Source organism: Microbacterium sp. (genome assembly GCF_017305435.1).
Taxonomy (GTDB): Bacteria; Actinomycetota; Actinomycetes; order Actinomycetales; family Microbacteriaceae; genus Microbacterium.
The window spans coordinates 40,401-58,941 of record NZ_JAFKIP010000008.1 but is presented as its reverse complement, the minus strand read 5'-3'; the positions used below and the strand labels follow the sequence as shown (position 1 = coordinate 58,941).

Below are 18,541 nucleotides of genomic sequence, written 5' to 3'. Positions count from 1 at the left end.
ACGACTGAACAGTCCACACGCGGCCCGGGGCGTACCGACCATCCCACGGTCGGCACGCCCCGGGACGCACTCGTTCCACCGTCCCGAAAGACCGCCATGCCCCGCTTCCGCCGCTCCCGCCTTCAGTCCGCCGTGCGGCTGTCCGCCGCCGTCCTCGCCGCGACCGCCCTGTTCGGCGTGCTCCTCCCCGCAGCCTCCGTCCACGCCGACGACGCCTCGCCCGGCGCGGACGACGTCACCTGGACGGTGCGCACCGAGTCGAACGGATTCGGCAAGGACCGCACGTCCTACGTCTACGCGGTCGATCCCGGCCAGAGCATCAGCGATGCGCTCGTGGTCAGCAATCACGGAACGGCGCCGCTGCAGCTCGAGGTGTACGCGGCCGACGGCTACACGGGCGCGGGCGGTCAACTCGATCTGCTCACCGTCGGCGAGGGCTCGATCGGGGTCGGCGCCTGGACGCGGCCTTCCGCCTCGACAGTGACGGTGGCGGCCGGGGATTCAGCGACGGTGCCCTTCGTGCTCGCTGTGCCCGGCGATGCGACTCCCGGCGACTACGTCGGCGGCATCGTCACTTCACTCGGCTCTTCCGCCGATCAGGGCATCTCGGTCGACCGTCGTCTCGGCATCCGCATCGGTCTGCGTGTCTCGGGCACGCTCGCCCCGTCGCTCGCGATCGAGCACCCCGAGGTCGGGTGGGGCGGCGCCTGGTCGCTCGGCACCGGTACCGCGACCCTCACCTTCACTCTTCACAACACGGGCAACACGACGATGGGCGCGCAGCAGAGCGCGTCGATCTCCGGACCATTCGGCTGGTTCGCCACCGATGCCGGAGATGTTCCGCCCGAGGTGCAGATCCTCCCCGGGGAGACGCGCGATGTTCAGATCGCCGTCCCCGGAATCGCCGGCATGCTCGCGCTCGTCGGTTCGGTGACAGCGACCCCGATCGTCGTGGATGCGTCGGGTTCGACGACGGCGCTCGACCCCCTGACGGCGCAGGCGACGGGGCTCGCCGTGCCGGTGCTGCTGCTCGTCATCGTGCTGGTCGTCGCGGGTCTCGCCCTCGTCATCGTGTGGCTGCGTCGCCGCGCGTCCGCGGTGCGGCGACGCAGGGAGGACGAGCGCGTGGCCGTCGCTGTCGCCGCGGCCCTCGCTGACGCGCACGGACCGGCGATCGAGTCGGCCTCGCCCGCACCGGAGCCGGTCGCCCCCACCGGTGTCTCCGGGCCGGCGCGAACGTCCGTCCCGGACTGACCGCGCACGGTCATACCCGGGGGTCCGGGCCAGGCGGTCTTCAGCGGTTGCGCGCTGCGCGGCCGCGCAGCACCGCACCGGTGGCGAGGAGCAGCGCGCCGATGGCGGCGAAGGTGAGGATCCCCGTCGGCTGGTCGCCGGACTGCGCGAGAGATCCGCGGGAACCGGACGAGCCTCCGTGCTCCGGGGGCTCCGGGGTGCCCGGCGTCAGCGTCGGCGTCGGCGTCGGCGTCGGCGACACGTTCCGGTCGTGCGGGGGCACGACGACGACGATCACCATGGACGCATCGTCATCGGGGGACGAGGCGTCGTCGTCGAGGGCGTGCGCGAGCGTCGCAGGCCCCGCTGAGACCGCCACCGCCAGTACCAGGGCGGCGAGGACTTTGGCGACGGCATCCCTCGTGCTCACGCGCTGCTCCGTCCGCCGCTCAACGGCGGCACCGCCCCATGCTAGGCAGTGCGGGTGTCCCGATGGATGCCGGTGAGCGACCGGGCGGTGAACCGGCTCAGTCGGTCTTCTTCGCGCGGCTCGGCTGCACGCGCGGCGGCTCGCCGGGCATCTTCGGGAACTCCGGCGGGAACGGCAGCTCACCGAGGCCCGCGTCGAGGTCACGCTGCCACCACTCGAGCAGCGTGTCGATGCGTCCCGGACGCGCGGCGAACTCCGCCCACGGGTCGCCCGTCGCGGCGAGCCGCTCCGGGACCGTGCGGACGGTGAAGGATGCCGGGTCGACGCCGCCCGCGAGCTCGTCCCACGTGATCGGCGTCGCCACGCTCGCGCGTGCGAGGGCTCGCGGGCTGTAGGCGCCCGCCATCGTGCGGTCGCGGTTCGCCTGGTTGAAGTCGACGAAGATGCGCTCCCCACGCTCCTCCTTCCACCAGGCGGTGGTGACCCGGTCCGGCATCCGCCGTTCGAGCTCACGGCCCGCGGCGATGACGGCGTGCCGCACGTCGAGGAACTCGTGGCTGGGTTCGATCGGGCAGAACACGTGGATGCCGCGGTTCCCACTCGTCTTCACCCACGCCTCCAGCCCCGCCTCGCGCAGAACGTCGCGGAGCGCGGGGGCGACGGCCGCGGCATCCGCGAAATCGGTCCCGGGCTGCGGGTCGAGGTCGATGCGGAGCTCGACCGGATTGTCGGTGTCCGCCGCGAGCGAGGCCCACGGGTGGAAGACGACCGTGTTCATCTGCACCGCCCAGACGATCGCGGCGGCCTCGTCGAGGACGACCTGGGGATGCCGCCGCCCGCTGTTGTACGTGCACATGACCTCGTGCACGTAGTCGGGCGCCCCCTTGGGCGGGTTCTTCGAGAAGAAGCTCTCGCCGTCGACCGTGTCGGGGAACCGCTCGAGGGACACGGGCCGGTGCCCGTTGGCCCGCAGGAACGGCGCGGCGACGGCGATGACGTACTCGGCGAGCTCGTGTTTCGTGATGCCCGGTTCGGGCCAGATCACCCGGTTCGGGCTCGACAGCGACACGTCGCGGTCGCCATCCGGCCCCGCGACGGTCAGGGTGATGCGCTCCGAGGCCATGCGCCCACCCTAGGCCTGCGCCCCACCGCGCGACACCCCCGCTCCGCGCGCCGCGCGGGGCTCCGCCGAGTGTCCAAGACACGCGGACGCGGGGCCGCGGCCCTCCGCGTGTCTTGGACACTCGGCAGGCCGGGCGCCGCGCGCCGCGCGCGGTCAGCCCGCGAGCGCGAGGAGGGAGGCGAGGTGATCGCGGTCGAGCTCGATCCAGGGGCCGGCGGGGTCGACGACGACACCGGTGAGTGCGGGCTCGGATGCCACGGCGCGGGCGAGCTGCTCGGGCTCGAGGCGCAGCGGACCGTCGCCGCGACCCATCGCGATGACTTCGAGCGGATGCGAATAGACCTCCAGGCGCCGCACGCCGTCGGTGCCGCGTGCCTCGGCGAGACCGATGCGACCGTCCTCCGCCTTCCGGCCGGCGGCCCAGACCGGAACGCGTGTGAGGGCATCCGCGACCTCCGCCGCGGTGCCGTCGGTGCGCGGGCCGGCGAGCAGCGACTTCACGTCGAACGGCGCCGGCGCGCCCTCCTCGATCGCCTTCGTGATGAGCTCGATCGGCAGCACGAGCCGCGCGCCCGGGTTCGCGTGGTCGAGGTAGATCCCGTCGTAGCCCGAGTCGATCGCTGTCCGCAGGACGTTGTACGCCGCCTGACCGAGCGCCGAGGTCGGACCCGCGTTCTCAGCCTGCGCGCTCGCCTGCACCGGCGCGCCCCCGCTGAAGACGAGGAGGAAGCGCTTGTCCTCGTGCGTCGTGATCGCGAGGTTGAGGCCCCGGCCGGCCTCGAGCAGCTCCTTCGCGTCGCCCTGCGCCCGCACGTACAGCTGCCCCTGCAGCACCTGGCGCATGACGTTCATGATGTGCGCCGGCTGCGGGTCCTCGGGGAGCGCTCGCAGCGCCTGCTGCACGAGCGCGTTGTCGGGCAGGCCCGGGACCGACGGCGTCGCCGCCGGAGCAGCCTCCGCGGGCCGCGCCGCCTCGTCCGTCACCGGGCGCGCGCTCTCGGGCCCCTTGCCGAACGTGCTGACCGAGATGCCGACCTGGGGGACGGCTTCGGGAGTGATCGGTGCGACGGGAGCGTCGGATGCCTCGGCATCCCTCGCCTCGTCGGCGACCTCATCGGCGACGGCGGGAACGGGCGCGACGGGAACGGGCGCGGCGGAATCGCCGCGTGTGCCGCGACGCGAGAACAGTGCCATGCCTCGAGCGTAACCGCCCATGCTGCCCGGCTCGGCCGCTACAGCTTGGCGATCGGCGCGATCTTGATGAGGAGCTTCTTCGGGCCGGCGGAGTCGAAGCGCACGTGCGCGATGCGCTTCGCGCCGTCGCCCGTCACCATGTCGACGCGGCCCTCGCCGAAGTCGTCGTGGCGGATGCGGTCACCGGGCGCGAGCTCGAGGTCGCCGTTGTCGCGGACCTTCGCGGGGATGCGGTTGGCGAACTTCGTCACGTCGCCCGCGGGTCGCTCCCGTCGCGGCAGCGGCACGAGGTCGTCGCCGTAGCGGGGCCCTCCCCCGGAGCCGCCGAATCCGCCCCGCGCGCCCGGTCGTGCGTTCAGCGCCCGCGACTGCATGCCGCCGCGCGAGTTGACGTCACCAGGAGACTGGCGCCAGTCGATCAGCTCGTGCGGGATCTCCTGCAGGAACCGGCTCGGCATCGCCGCCGACACCTCGCCGAACTGCGCGCGGGTCATCGCGAGCGAGAGGTGCAGCTTCTTGCGCGCGCGCGTCAGCGCGACGTAGAAGAGGCGCCGCTCCTCCTGCGGACCACCCGGCTCGCCCGCCGAGATCCGGTGCGGGATCAGGTCTTCTTCGACGCCCGTGACGAACACGGCATCGTATTCGAGGCCCTTCGCCGTGTGCATCGTCATGAGCGAGACAGATCCGGTCGCGTCGTCGAGGTCATCGGCATCCGACACGAGCGCGACCTCCGTGAGGAAGTCCAGCACCGTCCCCTCGGGGTTGTTCCGCGCGAACTCCCGCGTGACCGCGATGAGCTCGTCGAGGTTCTCGACGCGGGCCTCGTCCTGCGGGTCCTTCGAGCGGCGGAGCGCATCGAGGTAGCCCGACTTGTTCAGCAGGATGTGCAGCCCCTCGGTCACCGCGGTCGGGGGCGCGACCTCTCCCGAGGGCGGCAGCATGATGGCGGATGCCTCGGCGAGCACGGCATCCAGGTGCACGATGGCCTGCTGGATCTTCGGTCCGACACCCAACGCCGACGCGTTCGCGAGCGCGTCGCGGAACGTGATGCCCTCCTCCGCCGCGTAGCGGGCGATCGAGGTCTCCGTGACGTCGCCGATGCCGCGCCGCGGACGGTTCAGGATGCGCCGGACGCTCAGCTCGTCAGCGGGGTTCGCGACCGCGATGAGGTAAGCGAGGGCGTCCTTGATCTCAGCGCGCTCGTAGAACTTCGTGCCGCCCATGATCTTGTAAGGGACGGCGGAGCGGATGAAGATCTCCTCCAGCGCACGCGACTGCGAGTTCGTGCGATAGAAGACGGCCATCTCGCTGTACGCGATGCCGCCGCGGCGGAGCGCCTCGACCTCGTCGGCGACGAACTGCGCCTCGTCGTGCTGCGAGTACCCGGTGAAGCCGATGATGGGATCGCCGAGACCGACGTCGGTCCACAGCTTCTTGTCCTTACGGTCGAAGTTGTTGCCGATGACGGCGTTCGCGGCGTCCAGGATCGTCTGCGTCGACCGGTAGTTCTGCTCGAGGAGCACCACCTTCGCGCCCGGATAGTCGCGCTCGAACTCGGTGATGTTGCGGATGTCCGCGCCTCGGAAGGCATAGATCGACTGGTCCGAGTCGCCGACGACCGTGAGCGAGGCGGGTTCCTCGCTCGGCGCGTCGAAGATCATCATCCCCGAGTCGTGCGCGGCGCCGTCGGAACCGGGCGCACGCGTGAGCTCGTGGATGAGCGCGTACTGGGCGTGGTTGGTGTCCTGATACTCGTCGACGAGGATGTGCCGGAACCGCTTGCGATACACGTCGGCGACGTGGGGGAACGCGCGGAAGAGGTACACCGTCTGCCCGATGAGGTCGTCGAAGTCGAAGGCGTTCGCACGCTGCAGAGCGCGCTGGTAGTCGGCGAAGATCTCCACGAAGATGCGCTCGGCGGGATCGCTCAGGTTCGCCGTGCGAGCGAAGGACTCGGCATCCGCGAGCTCGTTCTTGAGCTTGGAGATGCGACCCTGCACGGATGCCGGGGTAAGACCGAACGCGTCGGCCTCGTGCTCCTTGACGAGGCGCTTGATGAGCGCGCGGGAGTCGGCGGAGTCGTAGATCGTGAAGTTCTTCGTGAAGCCGAACTGCTCGGCCTCGCGCCGGAGGATGCGCACGCACGCGGAGTGGAAGGTCGAGATCCACATGCCCTGCGCGACGTCGCCGATGAGGCCCTGGACGCGCTCGCGCATCTCGCCCGCGGCCTTGTTCGTGAAGGTGATCGCGAGGATCTGGCTCGGCCACGCCTCGCGGCCCCGCAGCAGCGACGCGATGCGGCGGGTGAGGACGCTCGTCTTTCCCGACCCGGCGCCTGCGACGATGAGGAGCGCGGGGCCCCGATAGATGACGGCTTCGCGCTGCGGCTCGTTGAGTCCCGCGAGCAGGTCGTCGTCGGGTCGACCCGAGGTGGAGGCTCCGACGACGACGGGGGTGATGGGGTCAGGCATGGCCCCTCAATTCTAGGCGCGACCCCCGACACCCCCGCCCCGCCGGCCTTGTCCCACTCCGGGCAGGCGTCGTCCCACTTGGGGCGGGCGTTGTCCCATAAGTGGCTGGCTCAGCGCCGCCGAAACAGCCATAAGTGGGACATGCCCGGTGGGCGCGACGGACTCCAGCGAGACGGATGCCGCCAGGCGGGTCACAACCGGCGGCGCTACAGCAGCCGGCGCTACAGCAGCCGGCGCTCGCTCGCCCAGGCCGTCAGCTCGTGCCGCGACGACAACTGGAGCTTTCGCAGCACCGCCGAGACGTGCGTCTCGACCGTCTTGATCGAGATGAACAGCGCGGCGGCGACCTCTTTGTAGGCGTAGCCGCGCGCGATGAGGCGCATGACCTCCTGCTCACGCGCGGAGAGGCGATCGAGCTCGTCTCCGGCCGCCGCCGTCTCCCCCGCGACGGCGCCGAACGCGTCGAGCACGAATCCCGCGAGACGCGGAGAGAACACCGCGTCACCGCCGGCGACCGCGTGCACGGCCCTGCTCACCTCGATACCGGATGACCCCTTCGTGATGTAGCCGCGGGCGCCCGCGCGGATGACGCGGACGACGTCTTCCGCGGCATCCGACACACTCAGCGCGAGGAACCGCGTCGTCACCCCCGCCGACGCGCGGATGACCTCCTCGCCGCCCGTCGCGTCGTGGCCGGAGCCGCCCGGCAGATGCACGTCGAGCAGCACCACGTCGGGCCGGGTCTCGGCGATGACGACCACCGCCGCGGGGACGTCGGCGGCTTCGCCGACCACCGCGACGGTCTCATCGAGGTCGCTGCGCAGCCCCGAGCGGAAGATCGAGTGGTCGTCGACGATCACGACCCGGACAGGTTCAGCCACGATCGGCTCCGTAGCTCGGTGCGGGGGTCGCGTAGTGGAGGTGCACCTCGGTGCCCGCCGGCGTCGAGCTGACGGTCGCCGCGCCGCCGACACGCCGCATACGTCCCGCGATGGACTGGCGGATGCCGAGGCGATCCTCCGGCACGGCGTCGACGTCGAACCCGGCGCCGCGGTCGCGGATGAACACGTCGACGCCCTGCGGGCCGCCTTCGATGTAGACCGAGACCTCGCCGCCGGCGTGGCGTGCGGCGTTCAGCATCGCCTCACGGGCGGCGGCGGCGAGCTCGCCGCTCGCGCGCTCGGTCGAGAGCCCTGCCGAGACGACGTCGATGCGCGCGGGATAGTCGAGTTCGAGCGCACCGGCGTAGTCGCGCAGGTCGGTGGCCAGGTCACTGTCCGCCGGCTGATCGCCGTCGTAGAGCCACGCACGGAGCTCCCGCTCCTGAGCGCGGGCCAGCCGCGCGGCCTCGCTCGACGCTCCGGCACGGTTCTGGATGAGGGCGAGCGTCTGCAGCACGGAGTCGTGCAGGTGCGCGGCCATCTCGGCGCGCTGCTCTTCGCGGATGCGCTTGACGCGTTCGCCGGACAACTCGCGGAACCGCTCCACGAGCGTCGACGAGAGCACGAGAAGGATGCCGGCGGTCGGGACGAGGGTGCCGATCAGCGTGGCGAGCGGTTCGCCTCCCACCGAGACCCCGGCGATGAGGCAGCCGACCAGGAGCACGATCGCGCTCGCGCGCGTCCACACCGCATGACGCGGGCCGCGCGCCGTGTCGGCGCGGTCGACGAACCCCGCCCACAGCCCCGCGGCGGTCGCGGATGCGGCGGCGACGACGACGGCGCCGAGGACGCGCGCCCGGAGGGCCGGCGCCGAACCCCAGTTCGCGAGCTCGCCGAGCGTCTGCAGCGCGACGGCGAACGCCACGGCTGCCACCGCGAGCAGGATCCATGCGACGGGCCACGACCGCGTCGGAGCGCTCTCGCCCGCCTCCCCCGGCATGAACGCCCAGCACCACAGGTAGAGCAGGATGCCGGCACCTCCGAACGGGGCCAGCACGACGAACAGCGCGCGCACTGCCCAGACCGGCGCCCCCAGGTGCCGCGCGATTCCCACCGAGACGCCGGAGACGGCGCACTCCCGGGCGCGCTGCAGCGCCGGGCGCACCGCGGGTGCCGCGCGCGGCGGGCGGGGTGGGCGGGCCGGCCGAGCAGGGCGGGCGGGCCGCGGCGCGGCCGGCGACGCGGCGGAGGTGGACATGCCGCCCATCACACCACACCGGGGGCGCAGACCCCCAGACCCGGCACGAGGAATCAGGGTGCGCTCAGGGGTTCACCCGATGGCGAACGGCGCGCGGGCCGGGCGAGGATCGATGCATGACCACCCCCCTGGCCGATCCCGGGCCCCCACCCGCCCCGCCGGCATCCGCCGCTCCGACATCCGCCGCCCCGGCACGCGCTCCGTTCGGCGACCGGTTCTTCGAGTGGACGGCAGGGCTCGGCGTCGTCCGCGGCGACGGGTGGATCGGCGGCGTCGCGGCGGGGATCGCCGCGCGACTGCGCATCGACCCGCTGATCGTCCGAGGCATCCTGGTCGTGATCGGGCTGTTCGGCTTCCCCGTGCTGTTCCTCTACGCGATCGCGTGGGCGCTGCTGCCCGATCTCGACGGCGACATCCCGCTGCAATACGCGCTGCGCGGCGTCCTCCTGCCGGCGCAGCTCGGGATCGTGGCGTTCGCCGTGCTCGGGCTCGTCCCGGCGCCGGTACCGTTCCTCCTCGGACTGCCGACGATGTGGACCGTCGCCGGGTCCAACGGCGGCCTCGCCGCCGTGCTGGCACTCGCCTTCATCGTCGGCCTCGCCGTGGTCGGCGGACTCGTCTTCCTCATCGTGCGTGCTGCCCGCTCCGCGCCGCGCGCCACCGACCCGGCCGTCGCGCCGGAGCAGCGAACGGCTTCCGCTGACTCCGCGACCCCGGACTCGTCCGCCGCCGCTTCCGGTTCGGGTCCGGATGCCGCGCCCGCGGACGATGAGGGGGCGGATGTCGCCGGCTTCGCGGCATCCGTCCCCTCCACTCCCACTCCCGTCCCCGGCCCTGGCCCTGGCCCCGACACCGACGAGTACGCCGCGTGGCGTGAGCAGCACGCCGCCTGGAAGGCGCAGGATGACGCCTGGCGTCGCCAGCAGCAGGATGCCGCACGTGCCGCCCGCGACCAGGCGCGCCGCGAGCGGCACGCCCACGCCGCGGCCTTCACGGCGGAGGCCGCGGAGCGCCGCCGCCTCCGTCGTCTCACCGCGCCGCGCACGCCGTTCGCCTACGTCGCAACGGTGCTCGGCATCGCGGTGGTCGCGGGCGCTCTCGTCGCCGTGACCTCGGAAACGGAGCTCGGCGGGGCGCTGGGCCTGTTCGTCGCGGCGCTCCTCGTGGCGCTCGGGATGGTCGTCGCCGGCATCGTGCGGCGCCGCAGCGGCTTCCTCGCGTTCATGACCCTCGTGCTGCTCGCCGGCGGAGTCGCGGCGACCGCGGCACCGACGCTGCACGCGATGCACCTCGGGAGCTACGGCATCTCCAACGCCGGGCCCGAGCGCTGGCCGGCATCCGCGCCCTTCGTCCAGCCGTGGGGCGACCTCGACATCACGCTCAGAGCCGCCGACGCCCCCACAGAGGCGATCTACGTCCAGAAGGGTTCCGGCGGGACGACGATCTGGCTGGACCCGGATGTCACGGTGCACCTGGACATCCGGGGGGCCGCGTGGACGACCTACACGAACACGACCGTCGGTGAGTCGCAGGACGTGATCGACCTCCCCAGCGCCGTGAGCAGCACCACTCCCGACGGCGGCCGACGCATCGTCGCGACCCTCCAAGCCTCCGTCGGCGAGGGCGAGACCGTCACCGACCAGAGCCTTGTGCTCGATCAGCAGTCGGGGTGGATCCAGATCATGCGGTGGGATACAGCGGAGGACGCACGATGACCGACGACGACCAGACTCTGCCCCTCGACGACCTCGTCGGCGCGGACGAGACCACCCTCGAGCCACTCGGGACGCCCGCCGCTCCCGCACTGCGCCCCCGCACCCGCTGGGCCGGGATCGTGTGGGGGCTCGTGCTCGCGGCCCTCGCCGGTGCCGGCATCTGGATCGCGTCAGGCACCGACCGCGTCGACGAGCTCATGGCCTGGGCGCAAGCGCTCACGCCCGCCACCGCGATCGGCTACGGCGTGCTGGCCGTGGGCGGCATGCTGCTCGTCACGGGGCTCGTCGGCCTGCTGCGCCGCGCGCAGCGCGCAGTCGCCGCCCACCGATCCGCATAGCTCCGCCGCGACCTGTTCACGCGAGAATGGATGCCATGCGCACGATCCTCAACATCATCTGGATCCTCTTCGCGGGGTTCTGGCTCTTCGTCGGCTACGTCGTCGCGGGGGTCGTCCTGTGCATCCCGATCATCACGATCCCGTGGGCGATCGCATCGTTCCGCACGGCGGGCTACGTCATCTGGCCGTTCGGGCGGACGATCGTGCCGAAGCCGACGGCCGGCGTCGGCTCGTTCCTCGGCAACGTCGTGTGGGTGATTCTCGCGGGCTGGTGGCTCGCGCTCGGCCACCTCGCGAGCGGCATCGCACTGTGCCTCACGATCATCGGCATCCCGATGGCGATCGCGGACTTCAAGATGATCCCGATCTCCCTCATGCCGCTCGGCAAGGACATCGTCTTGACGCGCCAGGGCGCCTTCGACCGCACCCTGTGACGGGCCGCCCCGTCACACGGCGTCTCATGTCGCAACGGCCCGACACAGTCCTGGCGGATGTGGGCGGGGCCGCTTAGCGTGGCAGAGTCCCCACCGGCATCCCCCGCGGATGAGCCGGCGGGAACGCATCGCGGCGATCCGGGTGGTCCCGGGCACCGGTTCATACCCGGTTGCGTTGCGGGTTCGACTCCCGCCGTCGCGTCCACCTCCTGTCGGCCCGCCGCTGGAGGCGAGGAATCCTCCTTCGCGAAAGATCAGAACTCAAAGATCTCCGTCAATTCGTCCGAGATGAGCACGGTGTGCGGGAGCCCCTTCATCGTTTCCAGGTCCACCTCGATGCCGCGCAGTCGTCCCGCTTCGACATACTCCTCCCAAGGAAAGGAGTCCCCGCCGATCCCATCTGCCCGAACGAGAGTCAGAACCTCGTTGATGACGTCCTGCGCATCGCGCTTCCAGCTCACAGGTCTGACGTGCCCGTGTTTGAACGAGCTCACGCCGCGATCCATGTCGAGGCGCACCATCGAATCATCTGACATCCGCAAGTACTGCGTGATCTTCATGCTCATGGTGGGGCGGGAGCGGCCGATAAGAGGGTCGTCAAGCTCGCAGACAATGACCAACCCTGCGACCGAAAGGTCCGACAGTTCGAAGGTCCGCCGCTGCACATCATCACGATGCTCAAGGGATGGATGCAGAGCGACGTACCGCACCTGCCCGTGTTCTCCACTCATGCCGGAGAGCAGTTCCGGTCCATGGCAGGTCCATCGTCCCAGCCAAACGGGTCGTAAAAGTCTGTCAGCGCGGTGTCAACACGGCCGCGCCAACCAGTGGCGTTGTTGTTCGCACACGCCTTGTGCGGCGTCGCCCATCGCCCCGTTCCTGATCCTGGCTTGACGCCCGTGACGGAGTCAGTCTCCTGCGTGATCCACGCGCAGCCAAGATTGCTGCACCCCAGAGCCTGCAGTTCGACGGTGACGGTTCCTGTCTCTGGACAGTCGCCCCCATCCTTGACCCAGTACCCGTGCACGGAGGCCTCGTTGTTAGTCACGTGCGGGTAGTCGGCTTGTCCGTGCCAGTCACATCCCCACCACGACCACAGAGGCGTTATGGCGGGCTCGGCCGCAGCTGGCTCGTCGGCATCTTGAGCGTTCGTGTCGAAACCATACTGTTCTTCCGCTTCTGCCACGGAGACGTATCGCAGCCCGGGATCACTCGCGATTTGCGCAGCAACGTCGTCCGGTGGCGACGGTTCAACCTGCGCCGCGCTGGCGCTCGCCGGGACCGCCAACATCATGACAAACGCCGACATGGCGGCGAGTCCGAGCATCTTTACGTTTCGCATCATTCGTCCGTTCCGTATGTGAATCCCTGCCCCCAGGAATATGCCAGATACAAGAGCACACCGATACCCCCCTCCAACACAGCACGCCGATGCCGAGCTGCTCTCGTCAGCTCACGAACAGACCACCTGCCACTACTTCGGACGATGCACGTAGCGAGCTGCTCAAAGGTGCACTGAGGGCATCCGGGAATTCGACTCCCGCCGTCGCGTCCACCTCCTGTCGGCTCACCCCGGTCGTACGATTCGGTCATGCCGACGGATGCGCGATCCACACCTCGCCTGGCTCGGGAAGGCGCCCGCAATCTCGTCTCCCTCGCCATTGCTGCGGTCGTGGCCGCCGTCGCGCTCCTCACCTACGCCTCGCTCGCGCCCGCTCCGTTCACGCCCGACACCGTCGCGCTCACGACCTTCGTCTTCTGGATCGCCTACTCGCTGAGCTTTCTCATCCTCAGTCAGGCCACCTTCGGCAGAGCCGACGCAGAGACGCTCCGAGCGTGGCTGGCCGCGACGAACGCACCGGGCCGGCGCCTGTCGATCCCCGCGATGGCGGCGCAGTGGGCGGTGCTGGCCGTGCTCGCCGTCGCCCTGGTCCTGATCCTCCCCGGCCTGCTGGACAGCGCCCTGGCCAACGCCCTGAGCTTCGCCGTCGTCGTCACCGCGTGGTTGGTCACCGTCACCGCGTACGCGGTGCACTATGCCCGGCTGAACACGCAGGAGAAGGCGCTGGAGTTCCCCGGCATGGAGAGCGATCACCCCGTGTTCGCCGACTACTACTACCTCGCCGCGCAGCTCGCGACGACGTTCTCCTCTTCGGACGTCAACATCCTGACCACGCGGGCACGCTCGGTCGTCACGGGCCAGACCTACATCGCTTACGCCTTCAGCACGTTCATCATCGCCATGCTGATCAGCGTGCTCTTCCTCAGCAACTGACCCCTCCGCACGAGTCGCCGTCGCGTCGCTCCGGCGGCCGCATGGGAGACTGGATGCCATGACGACCGCGACGATCTCGACGTTCGAGCCCGATGGCCGCGCCATCGCCTACATCGATGAGGGCGCCGGGCCCGCCCTCGTCCTGATCCCCGAAACGGGGCAGGACATCGCCTCCCTCGGCACGCTCGCCTCGATCCTCGTCGAAGAGGATTTCCGCGTCCTGCGCCTCGCCCCGCTCGACACGGCCGACAGCGTCGACGCCCTCGCACAGACCGTCGTCGACGTCATGGATGCCGTGGGCCTCGACCACTCGTGGATCGGCGGCCACGGCTTCGGCAGCACGGTCGCCCGCGCCGTCGCCCGCGGGCACCACGACCGCGTCAACGGTGTCCTCTTGATGGCCCCCGAAGACGTCGACGGCGAGCTCGTGGACGACATCCCGGTGCTCGTCATCCACGGCACCGACGACGAGGTGACCCCTCTCTCCGTGAGCGAGCGGCTCGTGGCATCCGCCCCCGCCATCGCGAGCCTCAAGCAGGTCGAGGGCGCCGGACACCTCTTCCCCGCGACGCATCCGGGCGAGACGTCATGGTTCATCGAGGACTACCTCGACTGGGACTGACTCCGCCCGCGCCGCGCGCGGCGATCACCCTGCGGGGAACAGCGCGGCGGCCGCCAGCGCATACACCGGCACGTAGATGAGCGTGATCAGGAGCGCGTGCGTGAGGACGAACGCGAACGCCTCGAGGGCCTTCCCGCGCACGCGGAAATGCGCTCCGAGCTTGCGGAGCATGCCGACCGGATGCCGCACGTCCCAGCTGTTGAACCGCAGGTAGCGCCCGAGGTACACGCCCACCGCGCCCAGCACGATGACGGTCGCGGCGAACACCCAGCTCGACGCGGGCACCGTCGGGCGCGCCGGATCGATGAAGAGGGCGATCAGAACGGTCTGGACGATCGCGAGGCTGAGGACCGCGTTCGCTATTCCCGAGACGGTCAGCGTCAGGGTCTGCACGATGTCGTACCAGAGCGGGACGGGTGTCGGCCCGTCCTCCCGGTGGCTGAGGTTCAGCTCCGTGATGAGGTACACCGAATTCGGGAAGAAGAGCAGCCACGCGAGCGTCGCGAGGCCGACATACGTCCAGAGGAGGACCGGCGCGGATGCCCCGGCGAGCTGAATCGCCGGCACGAGCAGCAGAAGCCCGGCGACGCCGATGATCGCAAGGAGCACGGGCAGGAACGACAGCACGACGTTGAGGAGCATCGGCCGATAGAGACGCACGCCGTATACCCGCGAGCGCAGCAGGATGAGCGTCGCGGCCGCCACGTTCAGAAGCACGACGCACACGACGGCCGTGATCACACTCGGCATCCGCTCCCCCTCCGCTGTCTCGCATACTCTCCCTCATTCCCCGCCGTTTCGCAGGTCGCGCGCCTACCATCGGGGCATCCGAGTCGAGGAGGCCGCCGTGCGCACCCGCGTGATCCCGCTGGCTCTCGCCGCGATCGCCGCGTCCGGCCTCGCCCTCGCGGCATGCGCGCCGTCCACGAACCCGTCGGGAGGCGCCATGAGCACATCCACCCCGGGCGCATCGACGCCGGACACATCCACCCCGAGCACCCGCCCGCCGTTCCAGACGACGACGCCGGGTCCCGTGGGCTCCACGGCGCCGACCGGCACCGCCACCGATGTGCCGGCGGCCAAGTGGGACGCCCTCGTCGCCGACCTCGCCGGGCGCGGCGTGACCGAGACTCCCACCCTCGTCTCCGCCGAGGCCGTGACCTTCAGCGACTCCTCGCTCGGCTGCGCGTCGCCCGGCCAGTCGTACACGCAGGCCCTCGTCGAAGGCCTGCGTGTCGTCGTGACCGCGGGTGGACAGACCTACGATTACCGGTTCGGATCGGGCGACGCCCCCAAGCTCTGCACGCGCTGAGCCCGGGGGCGCCGCACCCGCCGGACGCCGGGGGCGCCGCCGTCGGCGTCCGGCGGGGCCGGGGCTACTTGAGCTTGACCAGGAGCGCCTCGCCCGCGCCCGACGGGTTGTCCATGACGACGACCATCGACCCGAGCGGCTTCTGCGCCTCGACCTGAGCCGCGTTCACCGCGACCTCGACCGATGCAGTGCGGTGCTGCGCCACATCGACGTACTGACCGTTGGAGATCGCCGGAGCGGACGGGTCGTAGGTGGCCCAGCCCGACGCGGCATCCGTTCCGCCGTTCACGCCGTAGGTCTGCACGGTGTAGTCGAATGCCCCGGTGATGCCGAGATCGGCGAGGTGGACCGGCAGGAGCATCGTCGACGAGTCGGTCGGCGCCTGCGTGAGGAAGCCGCTCGCGCCGAGCGCGCCCGTCTTAGCGTTCACGACGAACACCTCGGCGAGCCCGTTCGTGTCTCCCGCCCGCACCGCGCCCGAGTCCGCCGACAGCACGATCCAGTCCGCCGTGCCATCGCGGTCGGCGTCGATCACGACGTCGTACTCGTTGCTCGCCGCGTTCGACCAGCGCTTGTGCATGTTCAGGGCGAACACGGCGAGCGCATCATCACCGCTGCCGAACGACTGCACGCCGGCGGCACGCAGGTCGTAGCCGGTATCGGCGAGGGATGCCGAGGCATCCTTGTCGTCCGACAGCCCCCACGTGTAGACGTCGGCGCCGGCGCTCGGCTGCGCCCCGAACAGGTTCCACAGCGAGATCTTCTTCGCCCCGTCGGCGACCTTCTGCTTCTTCGTGAAGAGCGCCGACGTCGCGCTCGAGACCGTGCTCGACGAGCGCGGCACGAGCAGGTACGGCACGCGGAGGGTCGAGTCGGCCGACGTCAACGTGATGTCGCCCGAGATCTCGTAGTAGGCGAACTGGTCGGCTCCCCCGACCGAGCTCGGCACGTCCTTCGCCGCGGCGCCCACCGTGAGGAGGACCTTCGAGGAGCTTCCCGGCGCGACGGTGACCGACGACGAGGAGAGGAACACCCTCGCCTTCAGCGACTGCGCCGACGGCGTGGTGGAGACGTCGTAGGTCACCGGGGCGGGGCCGTCGTTGCGGACCGTCACCGTCTTGATGCCGCCGAAGCCGAGCGGCGACTCCTGGAAGCCGAAGCTCAGCGCGGCCTCGCGCGCCCAGCCGCTCTCGGTGCGGAACGCGTCGCCGGTCGCGGTGACCGTCGTCGCGACGGCCTGCGCGGCGTCCACGAGTCCGAGCCCGCCGATCGTGATGCTCTCGCCGACGACCTTGTCGGGGTCGGCGGTGGAGACGACGGATGCCGCGAGCTGCGGCGCACTCCACTCCGGATGCGCCTGCGCCGACAGGGCCGCCACGCCCGCGACGTGCGGCGACGCCATCGACGTGCCGGAGAGGATCGCCGCGCCGTTCCCCGAGCCGACCGCGGCCGACGAGATGGAGACGCCCGGCGCCGCGACGTCGGGGCTCACCGCGCTGTCGCCCGAACGAGGTCCGGACGAGGTGAACGACGCGTACGCGCGGAACCCGGGATTGGCGATCTGCGCCGCCGCGAACGACGCGGTGGCGCCGGTGGTGAACAGCGCGCCGTTCGAGGAGCGCACCCCGAGGAACGGGATCGTGACGAGATACGCCTCGCCCGTGTCGGCGTTCTCGGTGATCTGACCCTCGTACGGGGGCAGGTCGTCGGTCGAGTTGACCATGAGTGCGGCGGCAGCCCCCGCCTGCTGCGCGTAGATCGCCTTCGCGACGCGCGCACAGGAACCGCGCTCGGAGACGGCCAGCTGGCCCGCGCCCGCGGTCACGCCGGCCTTCGTGTACGCCTCCACCGAGCAGCCGATGGCCTCGTTCTCCGGCGTGGCGGGGTCGTCGACCAGACGCACGATGGCGAGATCGCCGATGCCCTCGAGGGACGCGCCGTTGGCGTTGATCGCCTCGACCGCCTGACCGTCGACCGTCACGGTCGCCCCGGGAAAGCCCTCGGCGCTGTCGACCGCCGACACCGCGATGACGCCGTCGCCCGACCCGGGCGACCCGGTCAGGTACGGGTTGTGCCCGGCGTTGCCGGCGGATGCCACGACCACGACGCCCGCGCCGACGGCGTTGGCCGCCGCGACGGCATCCGGGTCGTCTCCGCGACCGAAGGACGAGCCGAGGGAGAGGTTCACGACGTCCATGCCGTTGTCGACCGCCCAGTCCAGGGCGGGCACGACGACGTCGGTGGAGCCGTCGCAGCCGAAGACGCGGATGGCGTACAGGTCGGCCTGCGGCGCGACGCCGGGGCCGACGCGGAACGCGTTCGACGGTGTCGAGGCGTCGTACGGACCCGTGTACCCCGCGCCGTCGGCGAGGACGCCGGAGCCGCCTGCCGTCCCGGCGACGTGCGAGCCGTGGCCCTGGCAGTCGAGCGGGTTCGCGTCGGGGTGCGGCACGGGCTGGTAGCTCGCGCTCGCGGGGTCGGCGTTGTAGTCGTCGCCGACGAGATCGACGCCGCCCTTCACCCGCGGGGCGTCGGGGCCGTACAGGGCCGGGTCGGCGGGCTGATCGCTCGCCGCGTGCGCGGCCTCGTAGGCCTCGGGGGTGCCGGGGCCGCCGAACGTCGCGTGGGTGTAGTCGATGCCCGTGTCGATGATGCCGACCTTGACGTTCTGACCCGTGTAGCCGGTGTTCTGCCAGACCTCGGGCACGCCGAGGAACGGCACCGAGACCGCGTTGTCGATCGAGTAGCGGCGCACGGGGTGCACGGCGACGACGCCGGGGAGCTCGGCCACGGCATCCAGTTGGTCCGCCGGAACGGATGCCTGGACTCCGTTGTACGCCGACGCCATCTGCGCCTGGACCTCGCCGCCCGCGCTCTCCACCGTCTCGACGACCTCGCTCTGCGCGTCGGTGAGCGTCGACTTGACGTCGTCGCGCTCGCCCTCGCTGAGCTCGCGGCCGCTCTCGGCCTCGACGACTGCGACGGGGTCGCCCTCCATCTCGATGACGACGGTGACGTGGCCGTCGGGGCCGATCGCGCCCGCCGTGAAGGAAGAGTCGATCGCGCCGCGCGACGAGGACGCGGCGAACCGCGCCCCCGAATCGTCGTCGGGCGTCGCCGCGAGGGCCGCGGATGCGGGGAGGGTGAGGAGGGTGGCTCCGATCACCGCCAGGATGCGTCGTTGCAAGAGGGGTCCGCCTTTCGTGCAGGGGAGAGCGCACTCCGGGGGTAGGAAGTGGCTGAAAGGAGGCTATG

Annotated in this window: 17 protein-coding genes and 1 tRNA gene; 8 read left to right on the top strand and 10 right to left on the bottom strand. The window is 71.0% G+C overall.

Features of this window, described 5'->3' with window-relative positions:
- Window positions 1-96: 96 nt before the first annotated feature.
- A complete protein-coding gene (locus J0I43_RS14690) occupies window positions 97-1,254 on the top strand; it encodes a DUF916 domain-containing protein (RefSeq protein WP_292865454.1) in 1,158 nt (385 codons plus the stop codon).
- A gap of 40 nt (window positions 1,255-1,294) precedes the next feature.
- Here J0I43_RS14690 and J0I43_RS14685 read toward each other — a convergent pair whose 3' ends face one another.
- The 6 genes from J0I43_RS14685 to J0I43_RS14660 form a co-directional block, all read right to left on the bottom strand.
- Window positions 1,295-1,663 (bottom strand): hypothetical protein, encoded by a 369-nt coding sequence (locus J0I43_RS14685; protein ID WP_292865451.1) that lies wholly within the window; start codon window positions 1,661-1,663, stop codon window positions 1,295-1,297.
- A 97-nt stretch (window positions 1,664-1,760) separates the two neighbouring features.
- Window positions 1,761-2,786: a non-homologous end-joining DNA ligase gene (ligD, locus tag J0I43_RS14680; protein WP_292865448.1), complete on the bottom strand. Its 1,026-nt coding sequence runs from the start codon at window positions 2,784-2,786 to the stop codon at window positions 1,761-1,763.
- 153 nt (window positions 2,787-2,939) lie between these two features.
- A complete protein-coding gene (locus J0I43_RS14675) occupies window positions 2,940-3,980 on the bottom strand; it encodes an SseB family protein (RefSeq protein ID WP_292865446.1) in 1,041 nt (346 codons plus the stop codon).
- A gap of 38 nt (window positions 3,981-4,018) precedes the next feature.
- Window positions 4,019-6,451 (bottom strand): ATP-dependent helicase, encoded by a 2,433-nt coding sequence (locus tag J0I43_RS14670; RefSeq protein ID WP_292865443.1) that lies wholly within the window; start codon window positions 6,449-6,451, stop codon window positions 4,019-4,021.
- 221 nt (window positions 6,452-6,672) lie between these two features.
- The gene (locus J0I43_RS14665; RefSeq protein WP_292865440.1) at window positions 6,673-7,332 is read right to left on the bottom strand and encodes a response regulator transcription factor; all 660 of its coding nucleotides are present in this window, start codon (window positions 7,330-7,332) and stop codon (window positions 6,673-6,675) included.
- Complete coding sequence (locus tag J0I43_RS14660; protein WP_292865437.1) at window positions 7,325-8,590, bottom strand: ATP-binding protein; 1,266 nt, start codon at window positions 8,588-8,590, stop codon at window positions 7,325-7,327. Before J0I43_RS14660 ends, J0I43_RS14665 begins: the two co-directional genes overlap by 8 nt.
- 116 nt (window positions 8,591-8,706) lie before the next feature.
- On the opposite strand from J0I43_RS14660, the gene J0I43_RS14655 reads away from it, so the two are divergent.
- The 4 genes from J0I43_RS14655 to J0I43_RS14640 all read left to right on the top strand — a co-directional run bounded on the left by J0I43_RS14655 (window position 8,707) and on the right by J0I43_RS14640 (window position 11,282).
- Entirely contained in the window at window positions 8,707-10,305 is a 1,599-nt protein-coding gene (locus tag J0I43_RS14655) for a PspC domain-containing protein (protein WP_292865434.1), read from the top strand.
- Window positions 10,302-10,643: a hypothetical protein gene (locus J0I43_RS14650; RefSeq protein ID WP_292865431.1), complete on the top strand. Its 342-nt coding sequence runs from the start codon at window positions 10,302-10,304 to the stop codon at window positions 10,641-10,643. The genes J0I43_RS14655 and J0I43_RS14650 overlap by 4 nt, the downstream gene beginning before the upstream one ends.
- A 35-nt stretch (window positions 10,644-10,678) precedes the next feature.
- Complete coding sequence (locus J0I43_RS14645) at window positions 10,679-11,077, top strand: YccF domain-containing protein (protein ID WP_292865428.1); 399 nt, start codon at window positions 10,679-10,681, stop codon at window positions 11,075-11,077.
- A 129-nt stretch (window positions 11,078-11,206) separates the two neighbouring features.
- Window positions 11,207-11,282 (top strand) — tRNA-Met (locus tag J0I43_RS14640).
- Between the two features lie 49 nt (window positions 11,283-11,331).
- On the opposite strand, the gene J0I43_RS14635 is transcribed toward J0I43_RS14640, so the two are convergent.
- A complete protein-coding gene (locus J0I43_RS14635) occupies window positions 11,332-11,808 on the bottom strand; it encodes a hypothetical protein (RefSeq protein WP_292865425.1) in 477 nt (158 codons plus the stop codon).
- Entirely contained in the window at window positions 11,805-12,404 is a 600-nt protein-coding gene (locus tag J0I43_RS14630; RefSeq protein WP_292865422.1) for a hypothetical protein, read from the bottom strand. Before J0I43_RS14630 ends, J0I43_RS14635 begins: the two co-directional genes overlap by 4 nt.
- Before the next feature lie 264 nt (window positions 12,405-12,668).
- On the opposite strand from J0I43_RS14630, the gene J0I43_RS14625 reads away from it, so the two are divergent.
- Window positions 12,669-13,352: a DUF1345 domain-containing protein gene (locus J0I43_RS14625; protein WP_292865419.1), complete on the top strand. Its 684-nt coding sequence runs from the start codon at window positions 12,669-12,671 to the stop codon at window positions 13,350-13,352.
- A 58-nt stretch (window positions 13,353-13,410) separates the two neighbouring features.
- Window positions 13,411-13,974: an alpha/beta fold hydrolase gene (locus J0I43_RS14620; protein ID WP_292865417.1), complete on the top strand. Its 564-nt coding sequence runs from the start codon at window positions 13,411-13,413 to the stop codon at window positions 13,972-13,974.
- Between the two features lie 24 nt (window positions 13,975-13,998).
- Here J0I43_RS14620 and J0I43_RS14615 read toward each other — a convergent pair whose 3' ends face one another.
- A complete protein-coding gene (locus tag J0I43_RS14615) occupies window positions 13,999-14,724 on the bottom strand; it encodes a DUF1361 domain-containing protein (protein WP_292865415.1) in 726 nt (241 codons plus the stop codon).
- Between the two features lie 97 nt (window positions 14,725-14,821).
- Here J0I43_RS14615 and J0I43_RS14610 point away from each other — a divergent pair, with 97 nt between their 5' ends.
- Window positions 14,822-15,286: a hypothetical protein gene (locus J0I43_RS14610; RefSeq protein ID WP_292865412.1), complete on the top strand. Its 465-nt coding sequence runs from the start codon at window positions 14,822-14,824 to the stop codon at window positions 15,284-15,286.
- 64 nt (window positions 15,287-15,350) lie between these two features.
- Here the strand turns inward: J0I43_RS14610 and J0I43_RS14605 are convergent, their stop codons facing one another.
- Window positions 15,351-18,473, bottom strand: a complete 3,123-nt coding sequence (locus J0I43_RS14605) for a S8 family serine peptidase (protein WP_292865409.1) — start codon at window positions 18,471-18,473, stop codon at window positions 15,351-15,353.
- Window positions 18,474-18,541 lie beyond the last annotated feature (68 nt).